Genomic DNA, 18,983 nt, shown 5'->3' with positions numbered 1-18,983 from the left:
GGGCTTTGCGGCCCGCAAGCGCCTCCGGAGGGCGCTGGTGGGTGTGTGCGGCACACCGCTGGAGGCGCGCGGCTGCGCATCGCGCGATCCGCGGTGTTCGCCGGGCCTGGCCGTGTGAGCCGCGATGTCGCCGCTCGGGTCGAGCTCACGGATCTCCGGCAACACGGCCACCCACGGTCTCGGCCGCCGCGTCCCATACGCGGCTGGCCGCGTGGGTCAGCGATCGTGCATCTCGGCCTCCGGGGGCCAGGGGTGCAGGCCGCCGACGGCATCCGCGGTGCGGGCGATGTCCAGCTCGGCCATGAGAGCGCGCAGCTCGCGGGTGATCCGCGGGCACGCCCCGGGCTCGGCGAAGTTGGCGGTGCCGACCTGGACGCAGCGCGCCCCGGCCATCAGGAACTCGAGCGCGTCCTCGCCGCTCAGGATCCCACCCATGCCGCAGATCGGCAGATCCGGGAAGCGAGTCGCGACCTGGTGGACCATGCGCAGGGCGATCGGCTTGATCGCGGGGCCGGAAAGGCCGCCGTAGGCGGTGGCGATCCGGGGCCTGCGCCGGCGCACGTCGATCGCCATGCCGGTGATCGTGTTGATGAGCGAGACGCCCATGGCCCCGGCCTGGCGGACGGCGTCGGCCATGGCGACGTTGTCGGCGGCGTTGGGGGTGAGCTTGACGACGATCGGGGCTGCGCTGACCTCGACGCAGGCGCGGGTCAGGCGATGCGCGACCTCCGGGACGGTGCCGAACTCGATGCCGCCGTGCTTGATGTTGGGGCACGAGATGTTGAGCTCGAGGACGTCGATGCCGGGGACGTTGCCGAGGCTGCGGGCGCAGTCGATGTAGGTCGGGAAGTCGGTGCCGAAGAAGTTGACCCACACCGACACGCCGAGCTCGCGGAGGAAGGGCAGCTTGTCGCGGAGGAAGGCCTCGACGCCGACGTTCTCCAGGCCGATCGAGTTGAGCATGCCGCCGGCGGTCTCGCAGATGCGCGGGAGCGGGTTGCCGTGGCGCGGCAGCGGCGAGATGCCCTTGGTCGAGATGCCGCCGAGCGCCCGCAGGTCGGTGAAGGCGGCGAATTGCTGGCCGTAGGCGAAGCAGCCGGAGGCCGCCAGGATGGGGCTCTGGAGGCGCAGGGGGCCGAACTCGCAGGCGAGCTCGACGCTCGCGGGATCACGGGCGGACGGGCTGCGGTGAGTCATGGCCAGCGCACCTCGCGGGCGTCGAACACAGGGCCGTCGGTGCAACAGTAGCGGTAGGGTTTTTCGCCGTGGACCGGGACGGCGCAGCCGAGGCACACGCCGAAGCCGCAGGCCATGTTCTCCTCGAGGCAGAGCAGAGTCTCGATGCCGTGGGCGAGGCCGAGGGTGCGCACGGCGGCGAGCATGGGCGTGGGGCCGCAGCTCAGGATGCGCACGCGCTCGTGGTTCGCGCGGGCCTGGGCGAGGCGCGGAGCGAGGGCCGCGGTGACGCGACCGCGGACGCCGAGGCTGCCGTCCTCGGTGGCGAGGTGGGCCGCGACGCCCCAGGCGGCGAAGTCGTGGAGGAGGACGAGGTCGTGGTGGTCGCGGCCGCCGTAGTAGAGCTCCTGGCGATCGGCGAGGCCGGCGGCCGCCGCGACGCGGGCCTGGAGGTGCAGCGGTGGGAGACCGACGCCGCCAGCGACCAGGAGGTCGCGGACGTCGGGATCGGGGTCGGGGAAGCCGCGGCCGAGCGGGCCGGTGACGGTCATCGGATCGCCGGGGCGCAGGGCCCACATGCGGCGCGTACCGACGCCGTAAGGCTTGGCGAGGATCGCCAGGCGGGAGCCCTCGGCGTGCAACACGGAGAAGGCGCGTGGGTTGAGCAGCTCGCGGCCCCAGGCGCCGCGCAGCATCACGAACTGGCCAGGACGCGCGCCGGCGACGGGGGTCGGCGCGTCGGCCTCGAGCTCGAGCGTGAAGTAGCCGCCGCCGAGCCGCGTGTTGGCGGTGACACGCGCTTCAAACTGAGCCGCGGACATCGGGTGGAGAGTTAGGCCGCGGTGGGTCGGCGCGTAAAGGCCTCGCGGGCGACCGCGGGCGTGACCTTCCGCGGGGCGGCCCGGGCTGCGTGTCGGGCTGGCTCACGCTCGCCGCAGATTCGCTGCTCCGCGCCGCGGTCGATCCGCTGCTCCACGGTGGCCGCGATGTCCCACGGGCACGTCGATGGCGGAGGCGGGTCAGGTCGCGGGGGTGGCTTCGTCGGCGGTTTGTTTCAGGAGATCGGCGAGCTCGCGGGCCAGGCCACCCTCGCGGCCGACGTCGCCGAGGCCGAGGCCAGTGTCCGCGCTGGTGAGGAGAACCTGACGCGGGCGGATCTCCAGGGTGCGGGCGATGCTGGCGCTGATCAGGCCGCGCTCGTGCTTGCTGAGCTTGTCGGCCTTGGTGGCGCAGACCAACACCGGGAGGTTGCGGGCCTGCATGAACTCGAGGAGGGCGTGGTCGTGGTCGCTGACCTCGCGGCGGCAATCGATGAGGACGACGAGGCCACGCAGGGTGGTGCGGCCCTGCAGGTAGCCCTCGATCATCGGGCCGAAGGAGGCGCGCACGGCCTGCGGCGTGGCGGAGTAGCCGTAGCCCGGGAGGTCGACCCAGCGAAACTCGAAGCTGCCGTGGCTGGGGTGGCGCAGCTGCATGCGAAAGAAGTTGAGCAGCTGGGTGCGGCCGGGGGTGCGGCTGACCCGGGCGAGCCCGCGCTGGTTGGCGAAGGCGTTGAGCAGGCTCGACTTGCCGACGTTGGAGCGGCCGGTGACGGCGATCTCGGGGAGGTCGCCGGGCGGAGCGTCGCGCAGCTTGGGGGCGCTCTTCTCGAAGCTGGCCTGGATCAGCCGCCAGCCCGTTTGCGCAGCTGGACCCGCGGCCTTGGTCGCGGCGGGCTTGGTCTGGGCGGTGCTCACGGGCGGCAGCCTAACCGATCGGGTGCGGGGGCGCTGTACAGGACGCGCGGGTTTTCCTAGGCTCGCGGGGCATGGACATCTACGGCCTTACCGGCGGGATCGGCAGCGGCAAGTCCGCGGTGGCCGCGTTCTTCGAGGACTTCGGCGTGCCAGTGGTCTCGGCCGATGAGCTGTCGCGCGTGGTAGTCACGCCGGGCAGTGAGGGGCTGGGCGCCGTGGTGGCGGCGTTCGGCGACGGCGTGCTGGCCGCGAACGGCGAGCTCGACCGGCGCAAGCTCGGGGCCGTGGTGTTCAAGGATCCGACGCAGCGCGTGCGCCTCGAGGGGATCTTGCATCCGCGGATCCGCGACACCTTCCAGGACGTGCTCGCGGCGCTCGAGGCGACCGGACACACGATGGTGGTGTACGAGGTGCCGCTGCTGTTTGAGAACAACCTCGACAAGCAGATGAAGGCGGTGATCCTGGTCAGCGCGCCGGAGGATCAGCGCATCGCCCGGGTGATGGCGCGCGACAAGCTGACGCCGGACGAGGTCCGCGCCCGCATGGCGGCGCAGATGGACGACGCGTCGCGGCGGGCCCGGTCGCAGTACGTGGTGGAGAACGACGGCGACCTCGAGCACCTGCGCGGGCAGGTCGACGCCCTGATCGGCAAGTTGATGCCGCGCAAGCCCGGACCGCCGCCGCCACCACCACCGCCGAAGGTCCGCGGCAAGGCCTGAGCGTCGGTAACCACGCAGCGCGATGAAGTCCCGGCCGATGGTCCGCGCGAAGGCGTGAGTCGTGTAGGCTGCGCCGGTGACGAGCCCTGCCCCTGCCCTGCCGCTCGCCGGCGTGACCGTCCTCGATGTCTCGCGCATGCTGCCCGGCGCCGTGCTGGCGCGCTCGCTGGTCGACCTCGGGGCGCGGGTGATCAAGATCGAGGACCCACGCAGCGGCGATCTGATGCGCCTGGCGCCGCCGCTGGTCGGCGGGATCGGGGTCGGCTTCTGCGTATACTACCGCGGGACCGAGTCGGTGGGGCTCGACCTGCGCGACCCGGATGGGGCGGCGGCGCTGCGCCTGCTCGCGGGCCGCGCGGACGTGCTGATCGAGAGCTTTCGGCCGGGCACGATGGAGCGCTATGGGCTGGCCACGGCGGCGCTGCGGGCCGACAACCCGCGCCTGGTGGTGTGCTCCTTGCCGGGCTTCCTCGGCAACGCGGAGGTCGGGCATGACCTCAACTTCACGGGCCTCACGGGCTTCCTGCGCGAGGTGACACCGCAGGGGATCCCGGCGCTGCAGATCGCGGACGTGACGAGCGGGCTGCTGGCGAGCACGGCGATCCTCGCGGCGCTGCTGCAGCGCCACCGCAGCGGCGAGGGCTGCGAGCTGCGCCAGCCGCTGCTCGCGGGGCCCCTGCCCTTCGTCACCTGGGCGGCGAGCGAGGTCGCCGCGGGCGGCGGCGGGATGGCCAGCACCATGCTCGGCGGCGCGGTCGCGGCGTACCGCTGCTATCGCTGCGGCGACGGGCTCGAGCTGGCGGTCGGCTGCCTCGAGCCGAAGTTCTGGATCGCGTTCGCCACGCTGGTCGGTCGGCCCGAGCTGGCGGGCAGCGGGCTCGATCCCTCGCCGGACGGCGCGGCGACGGTGGCGGCGATGCAGGCGTGGCTGGCGAGCGAGCCGCGGGCGCACTGGCTGGCGAAGGTCGCCGGGCACGCGCTGCCAGTGTGGCCGGTGCACACGCTGGCGGAGGCGGCGAACGAGCCGACGCTGGCGCCGCTGCGCGAGGCGACGCCGATGCCGGACGGCAGCACGCTCGCGGCCGCGGGGCCCTCGCTGCCGGGCCTCGGGCGCACGCCCATGACGCCGGCGCCGGCACTGGGGGCGCATACGGCGGCGGTGCTCGCCGAGTTCGGGGCGCCGGCGGAGCTGATCGCTCGCCTGATTGAGACCTGACCTTCGGGGCAGGTTCGCCGAGCATCCGTGAGACCTGACCTTCGGGGCAGGTTCGTCGAGCACCCGGACGTCAGCGGTGGGCCGCCTCGGACTTCTTGTGCATGACGTTCTTGAACATGCCGAGGGTGCGGTCGAGGCTCTCGATGGTGTCGAGCAGGTTCTTGCCGTCGCTGCGGGACAGGTCCTGCTCGGCACGGACGACCACGGCCTCGGCCTTGGCGATCGCGTCGCGGCCGAAGCGGGTGCCGCTCATGGCCTCCTGGACCTGGGGGAACAGGCCGCGGATCGTGTCGATGAGCTTCTCGGCCTGCTGACGCCGACGCTCGCTCTCCTCGGAGGCGCGCAGCTCGATCATGTAGCTCTGCGACTGCTTGACGAGGTCCTTGAGCTCGTCCTCGGTGAGGCCGCTGGTGGCGGTGACGGTGATGCTCTGCTCGCGGCCGGTCTCCAAGTCCTTGGCGCTGACGCTGACGATGCCGTCGACGGAGATCGAGAAGGTGACCTCGACCTCGACCTGGCCGCGCGGGGCCCGACGCAGGCCGCTGAGGATGAATTCGCCGAGCATCTCGTTCTCGGCGGCCTTGTCGCTCTCGCCCTGGAGGACCAGGATCTTCACCGAGGTCTGGTTGTCGCGTACGGTGGTGAAGACGTGGCCGGCGCGGGTGGGGATGGTGGTGTTCTGCTCGATGAGGCGGTGGAAGTAGCCGCCCACGATCATGATGCCGAGGCTGTGCGGGGTCACGTCGAGCAGGAGCAGCTCGGGGGTGTTGTCGATCAGGGCGGCGGCCTGGATCGCGGCGCCGAGGGCGACGACCTCGTCGGGGTGGACGCCCTTGCAGGGCTCGATGCCGAAGAACTCGGCGACCTTGCGCTGGACCAGCGGCATGCGCGTCATGCCGCCGACGAGCACGACGTCGTCGAGATCCTTCTTGTCGAGGCCGGCGCTCTGCAGGGTGCGGGCGCAGATCTTGATCGTGTCCTCGACGAGGTCCTCGGTGAGGCCCTCGAGCTGCTGCACGCTGAGGGACTCGTGCATGTGGAACACCTTGCCGCTGGGGGTGGTGTGTAAGAACGGCAGGTCGATGACGGACTCGCGGACGTTGGAGAGCTCGCAGCGGGCCTTCTCGGCGGCGTCCTTGAGGCGCTGCATGGCCATGCGGTCCTCGCGGATCGCCACGCCGGTCTCCTCCTCGAAGGTCTCGATGAGGTACTGCATGACCCGGAGGTCGAAGTTCTCGCCGCCGAGGAAGGTGTCGCCGGCGGTCGAGATGACCTCGAAGACGCCGTGGCCGATGTCGAGGATCGAGACGTCGAAGGTGCCGCCCCCGAGGTCGTAGACGGCGACCTTGCGCTCGAGGTTCCTGCCGAAGCCGTACGCCAGGGCGGCGGCGGTCGGCTCGTTGATGATGCGGATGACCTCGAGGCCGGCGATGCGGCCGGCGTCCTTGGTGGCCTGGCGCTGGTTGTCGTTGAAGTAGGCGGGGACGGTGACGACCGCCTTCTCGACCGGGCCGCCGAGGTACTGCTCGGCGATCATCTTCATCTCGGCGAGGATGAAGGCGGAGGTCTCGGGGACGCTGTAGATGTGGTCCCGGATCTTGAGGCGGATGTCGCCGTGCGGGCCCTCGACGATGATGTACGGGCAGGTCTGCGCGACCGTGCGCCCGGCGGTGCTGTTCCACTTGCGGCCGATCAGGCGCTTGGCCGCGTAGACCGTGTGGATCGGGTTGGTGACGACCTGACGCTTGGCGAGGTGACCGACGAGGCGCTTGCCGCTCTCGGAGATGGCGACCATCGAGGGCGTGGTGCGGTAACCACCTTTGTTGGGGATGACCTTCGGGACCCCCTGCTCGACGATCGCCACGCAGGTGTTCGTGGTGCCGAGGTCGATGCCGACGACGTACTCCATGGCAGTGGGTTACGATACATCGTCGCCACGTCTGCCGCCTGTTTGCGACGCAAGGTGGCCCGGAGCGACGTGAGGGAATCGCGTTCGCTGCTCGCGGTGTGTAGAGACACGTGGGGGCCGCGAACCTCGCGGCGCGCGCAACGGGGGCGGTCCGGGGCGGTCGGCTCAGCGCTGCGGCTGCGTGCTGGGCTCTTCGTCGGCGGGGATCGTATGACCGGCGGCCGCGAGCTGGGCGAGGTAGCGGGCGCAGCTGCGTGGGTCGGCGATCGCCACGTGGGCCGCGTGGGTGCGATGGAACAGGTCGACCAGGACGCGGGCGAAGCGGCCGATGTGCTTGCCGTAGTAACGATCGGGGTGGAGGCGCTGGCAGGTGCCGAGGAATGCGCGCCGGATCGCCGCGGCGTCGCGGGTCGGCGCGAGGCCGAGGCGCTCAAAGTGGGTGAGGCGGTCGCCGCAGGACCAGAGATCGATCAACCATTGCTGCTCGGCGAGCGGCATCTCCAGCGTGGGGTCGAGGCGCGGGGCGAAGTCCGTGAGGGCGAGGGCCGCGAGGCGGAACTCGAGGCGAGCGTTCAAACCGCCGCTGAGGCCCCCGGCGAGCTGACGCTGCTCGAGCCAGGCGAGCAGCGAAGCGGTGTCGCGTGCGAGGTGGAGATTGCACGTGGGCGGTGAGCTGCGACGGCCGACCCCAAACTCGGTGCGGTCGCTGTGGTGCTCGCTGGTGTGCTCGGCGAGGCCAGCGGCGAGCTCGGCCGCGTGGAGCCCCTCGTGGAGCCAGCCAGCGCGGGCGCTCACGTCCGGGTGCAGCAGGCACAGCGCTCGCGGTGAGCTGCGGGGATGCGAGGCTGGCAGCCAGCTGGTGCGCTCGGGTGGATACTCGCGGAGCATGGCGGAAGCGAGCGTAACCGATGCGCGTGTTCGCCCGGGGCAGGACTGCGGGGCCAGATCGTGAGTCAACTCGCAGGTCGCTGCGATCAGGTGCCGTCGACGGTGTACGCGGCGAGATCGAGGTGGAAGTGGTTGTGGTGGGCGCGGTCGAAGTTCGGGGTCAGGACGACGGTGAACACGCCCTCGTCGACGACGCGCCGGGCGACGGCGCGGAGGAACTGGCCCTCCTTGGAGGCGGGCACCTCGGCGCCGCGGCCGTAGTGCATCTGCACCGAGATCTCGCGGCCGCCCTTGAGCTTGAAGCGCTTGATGTCGATCGCGTGGGCGAAGCTATGTTGACTGACCCAGCCGGCGTAGGCGGCGATCTGCCGGCAGTTGTAGGTGCCCATCTGGGTGATGCCGACGACCTTGCGTGCGAACAGGCGCTCGGCCTCCTCCTGCACGATCGCCTCGAAGCGGAGCAGCGCCCGGGCGACCCCACAGGTGACCCGCGGGCTCGAGCTGTAGCGGATCTTGGTCGGGCTCTTCTGATAGAGGACGACCTGCTTGGCGCCGCACAGGAACTCGTGCGAGCCGTTCCAGTGCATCTTGAGCGGCGCAGCCTTGAATGTGGCGCCAGCGGCGGTGAGCTCGTCCTCGCAGCCAGACAGCGGCGCGGGCGGGAGGTTGTACTCGGAGATGCCGGTGACATCGAAGCCAGGGTCGACGGCGGGCTCGGGCGCGGGGGTTGCCGCGGGCGCGGGAGTTGCCGCGGGCGCGGGCGCGGGCTCGGCGGTAGGAACCTGGGCCAGCAGCTGGAGGATGCCAGCGAGGAGCGCTTTCACGAGTCCGGGCGCGAGGTCTGGGTGAAGCACGGGCAGCATGACGCACCAGGTCGGGGGCAAGTTCTCTCGCCTTGCCGCTGGGATTATCATCGCGGCCGGCGCATGCGAAGCACCCCCCTGCCCGTCCTGGCGCTGGCGCTCGTGACCCTCGTCGGCTGTCGGCCGAAGGAGCTCGAGCACCCGCGCGACGAGAAGACGCTGCTAGCTCGCTCGGCCGTCGCTCCGGAGGCGGACCGCCTGGTCGACGCGCTGATCAACAACCGGATCAACGAGCTGCACGCGTGGATGACCCCGGGGCTGCAGGGGCAGGTGCGCCTGGCCGATCTGTCGGCGACCAGCCAGCGGCTGCGCGAGGGCTACGGGGAGCCGATCGGGATCCTCGAGGAGCGCACGCATCAGGAGGGCGCGCTGCGCTGGTACTCGGGGCTGGTGGTGCACGCCCACGGCAAGCCTGGCAGCCCCGATCGCCGGCTGCACCAGCGCCTGGTGCTCTACCAGTTCGCGCTCGCGGGCGATCGCCTCGACCGCCTGCTGGTCCGCGAGCACCTCGACGTCAAGGCGCTGAAGGTCCCGGCGCGGCGCTACACGCTGGTGACGCGGCCGCACTTCGTCAGCACCGGCGAGTGGACCGTGTCGCACGGGGGCAAGCGGCGCGCGACCAACTACCATCACGGCAGCCGCGGGCAGTACTACGCCTACGACATCGTGGTCCAGAAGGGCGGCCGTTCGCGTCGCGGTCGCGGCAACGCGGGGGCCTATTGCTACGGGCTACCGGTGCTGGCCACGGCGCCGGGCACGGTGGTCCGGGCGATCAACGACGTCGCCGAGAACGCCCCCGGGCAGTCCGGTAAGGCCGGGGGCAACGGCGTGGTGATCAACCACGGCTTCGGCGAGCTCTCGGCGGTGTGGCACATGATCCCGGGCTCGGTGACGGTGAAGGTCGGCGACAAGGTGGAGCTCGGGCAGCAGATCGGGCGAGTCGGGAATTCTGGCCGCAGCAGCGGACCGCACATTCACTTCCACTTCTCCAGCGACGAGGCGAACTCCATCGGGCTGCAGGCGCCGTTCGTCGATGTCTACGTCGACGGGGCCTGGTACCCGCGCAGGATGCCGGTGCGCGGCGAACGGGTGCGCCGCAGCCAGATCGATCGCAGCGAGAAGAAGGCCCGCGCCGGGGTCCTGATCGACGCGGCGATGTGAGGCTCAGGGCCGGGGCGGCGGCTTGCTGACCTGGGCGCGCGGGTGGGCCCGCTCGTAGATGTCGGTCAGGTGGCCGAGGTCGAGGTGGGTGTAGCGCTGCGTGGTCGACAGGCTGGCGTGGCCGAGCATGCGCTGGATGCTGCGCAGGTCGCAGCCCGACTCGAGCAGGTGGGTGGCGAAGCTGTGGCGCAGGCCGTGCGGGCCGACGCGGGCGCGAGCGCCGGTGGCGAGGCAGCGGCGGTAGACCAGCTCGCGGATCGTCCGCACCGAGATGCGGGCGCCGCGGCGCGAGAGGAAGACCGGCTGTCCCTTGCGACCTGTCACTTTGGACAGGTCGTCGCGCTGCGCGAGCCAGGCGCGCAGCGCCGCTGCGCCGGCGCTGCCGAGCGGGACGACGCGATCCTTGCCGCCCTTGCCGACGACGACGCGCAGGCTGAGGTCGTCGCCGGCCCAGGCGAGGTGCTCGAGGTCGAGGCCGGCGCACTCGCTGACGCGCAGGCCGGCGCCGTACAGGACCTCGAGGATCGCCACGTCGCGCAGGCCGAGCGGGCCGGCAGCGTGACCAGGGCCGTCGATCATCGGCGCGATGTCCTCGACCGGCAGCGCCACCGGCAGGCGCACGCGCTGCTTCGGTCGCCGCACCAGCGCGGCCTCGTTGTCGGGCAGCGTGCCGTCGCGGCGCAGGAACTCGGCGAAGCTGCGCAGGCTCGAGAGCTTGCGCGCGAGCGTGCTGGCCTGCACCTCGCCGTAGAGGTCGGCGAGCTCGCTGCGGATCTCGCGGAGGTTCAGGTCGGTGACGACCGGCGGGCGAGCGCGGCGGGCCCAGGCGCGGGCGAGGAAGTCCTCGAGGTCGCGTCGGTAGGCCCGCAGGGTGTGCGGCGAGACGCGGCGCTCGGACTCGAGGTGGACCAGGTAGCGGTCGAGGGCGGCGCGCATCGACGCCAGCTAGCCAGCATGCACGCGGCGGGGCAAGAAACTGGCCAGCACGCGCGCGGCGGGGCAAGAAACTCACTCGCACTCGAGGTCGGTGACGACGACGGCCTCGCGCTCGCGCAGGGCGAGGATCGCCGGGCAGTCGCCGACGTCGACCGGGGTTCCCGTGATGTCGAGTCGGTCACCGCGGCGGAAGTACTCGTTGCCGGCGATCGGGCCGAGGTCCTTGACCGCGCTGTTGGCCAGATCGAGCTCGGCGAGCCGCTGGAGCGCGTCCACGCCGGAGATGTCGGCGACCTTGGTGCCGGCGAACTTGAGCTTCTCGACGACGGTCCAGCCGAGCGCCGGCGCCAGGTCGACCACGCCGGTGTCGCTGCAGTCGATCGCGGTGAGCGCGGCGAGCGGCGCGAGCGGGCTGATGTCGACGACGGCGGTGGCGGAGAGGTCGAGGCTGGTGAGTTCGACCAGCTTGGCGAGCTCGTCGACGGCGGCCGCGTCGATCCGGGCGCCGTGCAGCACGAGGCTGCGCAGCGCGGGCAGGCTGGTGAGCGGGGCGTAGTCGGCGGTGCCGGAGTCGCTGAGGTCGAGGCTTCGCAGCAGCGGCAGGTCTGTCAGCGGCGTGAGGTCCTGATCGAGCTGATGGCCGCCGGCGCCGAGGTAGTCGAGCAGATCGAGGCCCGCGATCGGGGCGAGCGAGAGCAGCCCCGGGTTGTCGCGCAGATCGAGGTAGCGCAGGTCGACCAGCTCGGCGATCGCGGTGATGTCGGTGAGGCGGTTGCCATGGGCCGAGAGGGTGCGCAGGCGGGTAAGCTTGTCCAGGCCGGCGAGGCTGGCGAGCTGGTTGGCGTCGAGGTCGATGGTGGTGACGGAGCCGAGGCCGTCGAGGTCGGCGAGGACGGCGAGCTGATTGCCCTCGAGCGCGAGCTCCACGAGCTCGGGCTTGCCGGCGAGGCCGCTGGTGTCGGTGAGGAGGTTCGCGCTGGCCTCGAGGTCGCGCAGACGCTTGAGCCCGGCGAGCGGCGCGAGGGTGGTCAGCTGGTTGCCGTCGAGGTCGAGGTACTCGAGCCTGGTGAGCCCGGCGAGCGGCGCCGCGTCGCCCAGCTGGTTGCCGTCGAGCTCGAGCGCGAAGAGGTTGTTTAGGCCGGCGAGCGGGCTGGCGTCGGTGATCGCATTGTTGCTGAGGACGAGCGACTCGAGGCCGGTCAGGCCGGCCAGCGGAGCGAGGTCGTGCGCCTTGTTGCTGGTGAGATCGAGGTGACGCAGGCCGGTGAGCGGGGCGAGGAAGCCGAGCTCCGTGGTGCCGGTGCTGGCGAGCACGAGCTTCTCCAGGGCGGTGAGCGAGGCGAGCGCGTCGAGGTTGGCGAGCGGGTTCTCGGACAGCTCGATCTCCCGCAGACCGTCGAGGCTGGCGAGCGGCGCGAGGCTCTCGATCTTGTTGTTGGCCAGGCCGAGAGTGACGAGGCCGCGGGCGCACTCGAGGCCGCGGAGGTCGGCGATGTCGCGGCCCGCGGCCTGCAACCCGGTGATGCCCGCGAGCGCCTCGGCAGTGAGCGTGGGCTCGCCGCCGGTGTCCGTGTCGGTGTCCTCGCTGGCCTCGGGGTCGGTGAGGATCGACAGCAGGAGGGCGCGCAACTGCGGGTCGGGGACCTCGATCTCGCCCTCGCAGACCGGCGGTGTGGGGTTCCCGGCGCCACCTCCCCCGCACGCCGCGAGCATGGTCGCTATCACGGCGAGGCGCTGACTTCGAGGCGCGAACCGACGGGACATTGCTGCGACCTTATCACAGCGGATCGCACGCGCGCGGCCCGGGGGCGCTGTCGCAAGAGCCAGGTCAGGCCAGCTCACGCACGAAGCGGGCGAGGATCGTGCGCACCCCGGCGGCGCCGAAGTCGATGTCGAGCTTGCGCGCGTCGCCGTCGCCGATCGCCCGCAGCACGCGGCCGACGCCAAACTTGGCGTGCTCCACCTGGCGGACCGCCGTGACAGCGCCGTGGGCGAGGACCAGACGCGGGCAGACGCCGGCGGCGGCGTCGGGGCGGGCCTGCGGAGGCAGTGGCTCGTCGGCCCCGGGATCGATGGCCCGCAGCTCGGCGAGCAGCTGCCAGAGGTCATCGATCGGGCCCTCCTTGAGCCAGCGCTGCAGCGGACGCGCAGCGCTGGCGCCGTCCTCGGGGTGCCAGGGGGTGATCACGGTGGTGGCCCAGGCGTGCTCGCGGCGCGGCACGCAATAGAAGCACTCACCGTCGCGCGCGACCGCCAGCAGCTCGGGCGGACAGCGCAGCGAACGGGCCTCGGCGGCCAGCGACCCGAGCTCGATCGACATCTCGTAGCTGTCCGCGAGGTGCGGCACGCGACACGCGAGCACGGCGAGCAGCAGGTCCGAGAAGCTGGCGCCGAGCGCCTCCTCCTGGCGGGCGACGACGTCGATCTCCAGCTCGCAAGGCAGCTCGAGCGCGCTGAGCCAGGCGTGGCCGGGCTCGCTGTCGGCGAGCGCGAGGTGGAGCTGGCGATACTCCGCCAGGGTGGTGAGCAGCGGCTCGGGGGCGACGATCGGACCGGGGGTTCGTGCGGGCATGATCGGGCTCGTCGGCGATGGTACATCGATCGACGCGGGCCGCAGCCCCTCACGCGCTGCCGAGCTCGCGTCGGGCAGCCTCGGCGATGCGGCCGAGGTATTGCTCGAGGCGGTCCTGGTCGGGGCCCTCGAGCATGATCCGCAGCTTGGCCTCGGTCCCCGAGTAGCGGACCACCACGCGGCCCTCGCTGCCGAGCTCATGCTCGACCCCGCGGATCACCCCGGAGAGGCCAGGCAGGAGCTCGAGCGGGATCCGTTCGGCGACGGTGATGGCCTGCAGCAGCTGTGGGTAGCGTGTCATCACGCGGGTGAGGTCGTCGAGCGGCCGACCGCTGCGCTGCAGGATCGCCAGGACTTGCAGGGCGGCGACCACGCCGTCGCCGGTGGTGCCATGGTCGAGGAAGACCACGTGACCCGACTGCTCGCCGCCGAGGTTGTAGCCGCCGCTGCGCATCGCCTCGACGACGTAGCGGTCGCCGACCGGCGTGCGCACGAGCTCGAGGCCCACATCGCGCAGGCAGCGGGCGAGGCCCAGGTTGGACATGATCGTCGCTACCACAGCGCCGCCCCGCAGGGCCCCGCGGGCGTGCAGCTCGCGGGCGCAGATCGCCAGGATCGCGTCGCCGTCGACGAGCTTGCCGTGGCGGTCGCTGAACACGGCCCGGTCGGCATCGCCGTCGAGCGCGACGCCGAGGTCGGCCGCGTGCTCACGCACTGCGGCGCACATGCGATCGGGGTGGACCGCGCCGCAGCGGTCGTTGATATTGAGCCCGTCGGGCGCGACGCCGAGGGCGATGACCTCGGCCCCGAGCTCGCGTAGCACCGCGGGCGCCACCTTGTAGGCGGCCCCGTGGGCGCAGTCGACGACGACCTTGAGGCCGTCGAGCTTGAGCTCGGCGGGGAAGGCGTACTTGAGCTGGGTGATGTAGCGACCGGCGGCGTCGTCGATGCGGACCGCGCGACCGATCTCGGCCCGCGCGCGACCTGGTCGTCGAGCACCCCGGGGGCCATCAACGCCTCGAGGTGGGCCTCGACCTCGTCAGGGAGCTTGAAGCCGTCGGCCGCAAACAGCTTGATGCCGTTGTCGGCGAAGGGGTTGTGCGAGGCCGAGATGACGACGCCAGCGTCGGCGCGCATCGATCGCGTGATGTAGGCGATGCCCGGGGTCGGCAGCGGGCCCACGAGCATGACCTCGGCCCCCATCGCGCACACACCGGAGGCCAGGGCCGTCTCGAACATGTAGCCCGAGAGCCGGGTGTCCTTGCCGATCACGACGCTGCCGCGACGTCCGAAGTGGGCGGCCACGGCCATGCCGAGGCGCAGCGCGACCTCGGGGGTCATCGGGTGGAGGTTGGCGGGTCCGCGGATCCCGTCGGTGCCGAACAGCCTGCGTTCACTCGCCATCAGGCCCCTAGTCCCACGAACAGAAGTTGTCGTCCTTGCAACGCTGACCCTCGGCGCACTGGTTGTCGAAGTCGCAGCCGAAGTAACACACGTCGCCGTGGCAGACCATGCCGCCGGGACAGGCCGGGCCCTTCTTGCCACAGGCGAGCGTGCACATCCCGCCGTCGCAGTCCTTCTTGTCGCAGCAGTAGCCCTGCGTGCACTGGAAGCCGGCGTCGCAGTCGGCACCGAGATCGCCCGTGCCGCACGACGGGTTCAGGCGACACGAGCCGCCGACCGGGCCGGCGCAGGCGACCGCCAGGACGGCGCCGAGCGCGAGGGACAGAAGTCCCCCGAGGGCGAGATGTTGGTTGCGGCGAGCTGAGGGCATGGCAGCGCCAGGATAGGCAAGGCGCGCGGCCGGGTAAAGCTGGCAGCTCACCTCGGCCGCACGATCACCGGTTTGGAATTGCCAGCGCCGCGTCGACGAGGCCGGCGAGGTCCACTCCGGCTGGGGCCCACAGCCGCGCAGTCCGTGGCGGCTGGCCGCCTCGCAATTGCCCCGCTGGTCGTCGACGACGAGGCTGCCGGCAGGGACGATGCGACGCAGCGCGGCCCAGAAGCCCGCGGCGGGCTTGGCCACGCCGAGCTCGCCGCTGACGAGCCAGACGTCGACGAGGCCCGCGGGCACGCGCTCGCGCGCAGGCGTCGCCAGCCACGGCGCCGCGAAGTTGCTGGCGACCACGATCTTCGCACCACGCGCCCGCAGACGGGCGAGCAAGGCCAGGCGATCGCGGCGAAGGCCGAGCGCGGCGCGGTAGGCGGCGGCGAGATCGTCAGACCAGAAGTCGGACTCGCTGTACGCACCGACCTTGAAGCGGGCCCAGGCGGCCAGGTCGGGCCGCGGACACAGCTCGCGCCATGAGGGCCCGGCGAGCACGCCGATCAGGTCGAACACGACGTGCTGTCCGAGCAGACAGGCTGACTCTTCGGACAGGTCTGTCACAGCAGGCCGTAGCGCACGAGGTGCTCGTTGCAGTGGATCCACAGGTGGCCGGCGATCGCCTGGGTCGCGAGGTCGAAGCGCTCGGCGCCGGCCAGCATGCGGGCGAACAGCGGGTCCTGGCCGCGCGTCGTGTAGTCGATCTGGTCGAGCGCGCGGCGCAGCTGGGGGTCCGCCAGCGCGGCGAGGTAGCCGTCGTAGGCCCGCAGCAGCTCGGCCGCCAGCGGCAGGCCGTGAAGCGCCCGGAGCACGCTGCACAGACGCAGCAGCGGCGGACGCGGGAGCTCGCACGCGAGGTAGACGTCGCGCTCGTCGTCGGGCAGCTGCGCCGCGCGGCAGAACAACGCGAGGTTGGCGAGGTGCCACAGCTTGCGAGCGTGCCGGAGCTTGAAGTAGCGGATCGCCCAGTGCTTGCCGGCGCTCTCCACCTTGAAGCGATAGTCGACGCAGATGGTTCGGTAGTAGCGATGGAGGTCGTTCTGCAGCGAGCTGAGGAATCTCCCGCGGCTGATCGCCCCCTGGGCGTAAGCGGAGAAGATCGCGTCGCGGACCTCGGCCGCGGCCGCTGCGTTGGCCAGCCACACGCCCTCGGTGAGCAGCAGGGCGCGGTAGGTCAGGTGCAGGTTGCTGTCGCCCTCGCCGCCGATGTCACCCAGCAGCGCGCCCAGCTCGAGCGGCGCACGGAAGGTCTTGCTCGGGACATCGTGGCCGCGAGCTCGCAGCTGCGCCGCCAGATCGTGCCGTGCCTGCGCCGCCGCCTCGGCCGTGAGCAGCTCGCCGGAGTACACGACGGCGAAGTCGAGGTCGCTCGCTGGCGACGACTCGAAGCGACCGAGCGAGCCGACCGCGAAGACGGCCAGGCTCGCCGGGATCGCGTGCCCCGCGAGCGCGCGCCGGATCTCCACGAGTCGGGTCCACGAGCCCTCGGCGGCCGCGAGCACGTGGGCGGCGTCAGCCTCGGACACCGCGAGCTCGGCCAGCAGCGGACGCAGATCGATCGGGCCGACTGTCACGGCGCGGCTCCTCTGGCTGTCTCTCGGGATAGGTTGCGAGACATTAGATCTCCGGCCCTTCGGCGCCCGCCGGCAGCTGCGACCACGCCTCCGCGTTCGGGGCGTCGGCGAAGCTGACCAGGCCTGGCAATGGCAGCTGGACCGCGTCGTGTTGCTGGGTCACGTAGACCAGTTGACGCCCGTGACGGTAGCGACGGGACCAGTCGGCGCCGCACAGGCCGGCCGCGGTCGGCTCGACGCGGCGATCGACGAAGTAGCGCTTGCGTACCCGCGGCAGGTCGTCGCCGGCGACCCGGCGACCCGCGAAGCGGAAGCGCTCGTCGTCGCCGACGATCAGGCCAGCCTTGCGGGCGGCGGCATCCGCGAGCGGACCGAGCGCGAGGTCGTCGAAGCCAGCGAAGCCGGCGAACACCGCGGCGTCGAAGCGACCGGCGACCGCCCGCGAGAGCTCGGCCTCGCAGACGATGTTGGATGGCAGGTTGATGACCTCGCCGTACATGCGATCCTTGAGGGCCCAGAAGCGATCAAGCGCCGGGATCGCGGACGGGTCGAGCACGATCTCGTCGCCGGCGCGACGAAACAGGATCGGCGGCAAGCGCATTCCGCGGCGACCGAAGGAGCGGGCGGTGCGGACGATGCCGTCGAGGGTGTCGAGGTTGATCGGCGCGAGCAGCAAGGCGGACAGGGCCGCGTACCGCGGCGGCGCGTCGCCGACGATCACCGACCACAGCAGATCGGGATCGAGGTCGGCCCGCTCGAGCGCGGGGCGCAGCGACTGTGCGACCGGGATCGATCCGTTGCCGCGGACGATCCACTCGGTGACGCCGTGGTGCGCCACCCCAAGCGCGCGCTGGAAGCCGGGCTCGGCCGCGTGCGACAGCGGATAGTGGCCGATGTCGTGGAGCAGACACGCGGCCGCCAGCAGGCGCAGATCGGCCGGCGAGAGCGAGAGCTCGGCGCCGACCTGCAGCCCGAGGCCGACGACACCGAGCGAGTGATCGAGGCGGCTCGAGGCGTGCACGCTGTCAGGGTGCAGGTCGAGGGTGCCGAGGAAGCTGACCCGCCCGAGCCGGGCGAGCCACGGTGAGGCCAGGAGCGGCGCGCCGAGCAGCTCCTTGAGGCGCGTCGCGGTCGCGTCGTGACGCGCGAGGATCGGCGCCTGCCCGCCCCTCACGCGCGCAGCGGCCTCACCCCTCACACGCGCAGCGGCCCGAACAGAGTCGGCGGCTGTGTCGGCGGCGCTCATCGGTCGGGACGCTTGCACAAGCGCGGCCGCTTGCCAAGGCCGCGCGCGCGGGCGATGCATCGCAAGCCATGACCTCGCCCACCACCCCGCGCTGCTGGCTCATGAAGAGCGAGCCGGACACCTTCTCCATCGACGACCTCGAGCACCAGCGCAAGACCCCGTGGGAGGGCGTGCGCAACTACCAGGCCCGCAATCATATGCGCGACGACATGCAGGTCGGCGACGCCGTGCTGTTCTATCACTCGAGCACGACGCCACCGGCGGTCGTCGGCCTCGCTCGCGTCGCCAGCTCGCCCTACCCCGATCCGTCGGCGCTCGACCGCAAGAGCCCCTACTTCGACCCGAAGAGCAAGCCCGAGGACCCGCGGTGGATCCTCGTGGATGTCGCCTTCGTCGAGAAGTTGCCCGTACCCGTGCCGCTCGAGCGCCTGCGCGACGACCCGGCGCTGCGCGGCATCCTGGTCGCCCAGAAGGGCCAACGCCTGTCGGTGCAGCCGGTCGAGCGCGCCCACTTCGAACACATCGCGGCCCTCGCTGGCGCGACCCGCCTCGCCGACCTGCTGCCAGCGACGAAGAGGTGAGCCAGCGCAAGCCTGCGCCGCCGCACCGCGGGGCTTTGCGGCCGGCGTGAAAGCGGGTATGCCCTGGGCTCAAGTCATGTCGGAGATCGCCCGCGCCCGCTTCCAACGCCTCGCATGGGCCGTGCTCGCCTACACGGTGCTCGTGATCCTGTTCGGCGCGTGGGTGCGGATCACCGGCTCGGGCGCAGGCTGCGGGGAGCACTGGCCGAGCTGCCATGGCGCCCTCGTGCCTCGCAGCCCGTCGCTCGCCACGGTCATCGAGTTCACCCACCGCGTGACCTCGGGACTGTGCCTGCTGTCGGTGCTCGCCCTGGTGTGGTCGGCACGGCGCAGCTTCCCGGCCGGGCACGCGGCACGCCTCGGGGCCTGGCTGGCGCTGCTGTTCACGATCACCGAGGCGCTGGTCGGCGCGGGCCTGGTCCGCTTCGGCCTCGTCGACAAGAACGACTCGCTCGCCCGCGCCGTCGTCATGGCGATCCACCTGATCAACACGTCGCTGCTGACCGCCGCGATCACCTTCGCGGCCTGCCGCCCGCCCTGCCGGATCCCGTACGGATGGCAGCCCACGGCCGCAGCGGGCC

General features: G+C 71.7%; 16 protein-coding genes and 2 pseudogenes. 5 read left to right on the top strand and 13 right to left on the bottom strand.

All coding sequences use genetic code 11. The features are described from left to right. Positions 1–216: 216 nt before the first annotated feature. From IPJ59_RS02050 to yihA, 3 genes are all read right to left on the bottom strand, one after another. Positions 217–1,197, bottom strand: coding sequence for a dihydroorotate dehydrogenase (locus IPJ59_RS02050; RefSeq protein WP_293269530.1), 981 nt, complete (start codon positions 1,195–1,197; stop codon positions 217–219). Further along, positions 1,194–1,997 (bottom strand): dihydroorotate dehydrogenase electron transfer subunit, encoded by an 804-nt coding sequence (locus IPJ59_RS02045; protein WP_293254187.1) that lies wholly within the window; start codon positions 1,995–1,997, stop codon positions 1,194–1,196. The genes IPJ59_RS02050 and IPJ59_RS02045 overlap by 4 nt, the downstream gene beginning before the upstream one ends. 198 nt (positions 1,998–2,195) lie before the next feature. Continuing rightward, a complete protein-coding gene (gene yihA, locus IPJ59_RS02040; RefSeq protein WP_293254184.1) occupies positions 2,196–2,912 on the bottom strand; it encodes a ribosome biogenesis GTP-binding protein YihA/YsxC in 717 nt (238 codons plus the stop codon). Between the two features lie 71 nt (positions 2,913–2,983). Between yihA and coaE the strand changes: the two genes are divergently transcribed. Both coaE and IPJ59_RS02030 read left to right on the top strand, forming a co-directional pair. Further along, entirely contained in the window at positions 2,984–3,631 is a 648-nt protein-coding gene (gene coaE / locus IPJ59_RS02035; protein WP_293254181.1) for a dephospho-CoA kinase, read from the top strand. Between the two features lie 76 nt (positions 3,632–3,707). Beyond that, entirely contained in the window at positions 3,708–4,847 is a 1,140-nt protein-coding gene (locus IPJ59_RS02030; protein ID WP_293269529.1) for a CaiB/BaiF CoA transferase family protein, read from the top strand. 70 nt (positions 4,848–4,917) lie between these two features. Here IPJ59_RS02030 and dnaK read toward each other — a convergent pair whose 3' ends face one another. From dnaK to IPJ59_RS02015, 3 genes are all read right to left on the bottom strand, one after another. Continuing rightward, positions 4,918–6,756 (bottom strand): molecular chaperone DnaK, encoded by a 1,839-nt coding sequence (dnaK, locus tag IPJ59_RS02025; protein WP_293254175.1) that lies wholly within the window; start codon positions 6,754–6,756, stop codon positions 4,918–4,920. A gap of 165 nt (positions 6,757–6,921) precedes the next feature. Further along, positions 6,922–7,644: a J domain-containing protein gene (locus IPJ59_RS02020; RefSeq protein WP_293269527.1), complete on the bottom strand. Its 723-nt coding sequence runs from the start codon at positions 7,642–7,644 to the stop codon at positions 6,922–6,924. 86 nt (positions 7,645–7,730) lie between these two features. Beyond that, positions 7,731–8,468, bottom strand: coding sequence for an extensin family protein (locus IPJ59_RS02015; RefSeq protein ID WP_293269526.1), 738 nt, complete (start codon positions 8,466–8,468; stop codon positions 7,731–7,733). 102 nt (positions 8,469–8,570) lie between these two features. On the opposite strand from IPJ59_RS02015, the gene IPJ59_RS02010 reads away from it, so the two are divergent. Beyond that, positions 8,571–9,668, top strand: coding sequence for a M23 family metallopeptidase (locus IPJ59_RS02010; RefSeq protein ID WP_293254166.1), 1,098 nt, complete (start codon positions 8,571–8,573; stop codon positions 9,666–9,668). 3 nt (positions 9,669–9,671) lie between these two features. On the opposite strand, the gene IPJ59_RS02005 is transcribed toward IPJ59_RS02010, so the two are convergent. The 7 genes and pseudogenes from IPJ59_RS02005 to IPJ59_RS01970 form a co-directional block, all read right to left on the bottom strand. Then, positions 9,672–10,604, bottom strand: coding sequence for a tyrosine recombinase XerC (locus tag IPJ59_RS02005; protein ID WP_293269525.1), 933 nt, complete (start codon positions 10,602–10,604; stop codon positions 9,672–9,674). A gap of 72 nt (positions 10,605–10,676) precedes the next feature. Continuing rightward, positions 10,677–12,368: a leucine-rich repeat domain-containing protein gene (locus tag IPJ59_RS02000; protein WP_293269524.1), complete on the bottom strand. Its 1,692-nt coding sequence runs from the start codon at positions 12,366–12,368 to the stop codon at positions 10,677–10,679. Positions 12,369–12,432: 64 nt separating this feature from the next. Then, on the bottom strand, positions 12,433–13,176 hold the full coding sequence (locus IPJ59_RS01995; protein WP_293254157.1) for a hypothetical protein: 744 nt from the start codon (positions 13,174–13,176) through the stop codon (positions 12,433–12,435). A 49-nt stretch (positions 13,177–13,225) separates the two neighbouring features. After that, positions 13,226–14,580, bottom strand: a pseudogene (gene glmM, locus IPJ59_RS38655) (phosphoglucosamine mutase). Positions 14,581–14,587: 7 nt separating this feature from the next. Beyond that, positions 14,588–15,565, bottom strand: coding sequence for an HAD family hydrolase (locus IPJ59_RS01980; RefSeq protein ID WP_293269522.1), 978 nt, complete (start codon positions 15,563–15,565; stop codon positions 14,588–14,590). Next, positions 15,562–16,575 (bottom strand): DUF294 nucleotidyltransferase-like domain-containing protein, encoded by a 1,014-nt coding sequence (locus tag IPJ59_RS01975; protein ID WP_293254146.1) that lies wholly within the window; start codon positions 16,573–16,575, stop codon positions 15,562–15,564. The genes IPJ59_RS01980 and IPJ59_RS01975 overlap by 4 nt, the downstream gene beginning before the upstream one ends. Positions 16,576–16,618: 43 nt before the next feature. Continuing rightward, positions 16,619–17,749, bottom strand: a complete 1,131-nt coding sequence (locus tag IPJ59_RS01970; RefSeq protein ID WP_293269521.1) for an HD domain-containing protein — start codon at positions 17,747–17,749, stop codon at positions 16,619–16,621. A gap of 140 nt (positions 17,750–17,889) precedes the next feature. Here IPJ59_RS01970 and IPJ59_RS01965 point away from each other — a divergent pair, with 140 nt between their 5' ends. Together IPJ59_RS01965 and IPJ59_RS37495 are read left to right on the top strand one after the other, a co-directional pair. Further along, positions 17,890–18,402 carry an EVE domain-containing protein gene (locus tag IPJ59_RS01965; protein WP_293269519.1) on the top strand — a complete coding sequence of 171 codons (513 nt, stop codon included), beginning with the start codon at positions 17,890–17,892 and terminating at the stop codon, positions 18,400–18,402. A 58-nt stretch (positions 18,403–18,460) separates the two neighbouring features. Beyond that, a pseudogene (locus IPJ59_RS37495) lies at positions 18,461–18,874 on the top strand (COX15/CtaA family protein); the annotation flags it as partial. Between the last annotated feature and the right edge of the window lie 109 nt (positions 18,875–18,983).

This window comes from Nannocystis sp. (assembly GCF_016714285.1).
GTDB lineage: Bacteria > Myxococcota_A > Polyangia > Nannocystales > Nannocystaceae > Nannocystis.
The sequence above is the reverse complement of the archived record's forward strand: the minus strand, read 5'-3'. Positions and strand labels throughout refer to the sequence as shown.